1 protein-coding gene is annotated in these 344 nt (G+C 79.1%); it reads right to left on the bottom strand.

The window, feature by feature from the left end; all coding sequences use genetic code 11:
* On the bottom strand, window positions 1–239 hold a 239-nt coding region (locus tag VR44_RS40630; protein ID WP_425424573.1), incomplete at its 3' end, for a TIM-barrel domain-containing protein.
* Window positions 240–344 lie beyond the last annotated feature (105 nt).

Raw genomic sequence — 344 nt, forward strand, 5'->3', positions numbered from 1 at the left:
GCCTTCACCGCCGGATCCACGATCGACACCAGCCGCACCCCGGCCGCCCCCAGCTCCCCGGCCAGCCCCGGCAGGTCCGGGAACGCCTCCCCGTCCACCGTGAACACCCGGTGCCCGTCGTAGTGGTCGATGTCCAGGTGCACGGCGGACAGCGCCAGCCCCCGCTCCGCGTACCCCGCCACCACCCGCCGCACCTCCGCCGCGCTCCCGAACCCCCACCGCGCGTGCTGGTACCCCATCGCCCACTCCGGCGGCACCGCCGGCGCCCCCGTCAGCCCCGCCCACCCCTGCGCCACCCGCGCCGGGGTCCCCGGCAGCACCCAGCACCGCGGCGGCCCGCCCTC

Origin of the sequence: Streptomyces katrae (assembly GCF_000966975.1) — a bacterium.
In the GTDB taxonomy this organism is placed as follows: domain Bacteria; phylum Actinomycetota; class Actinomycetes; order Streptomycetales; family Streptomycetaceae; genus Streptomyces; species Streptomyces katrae.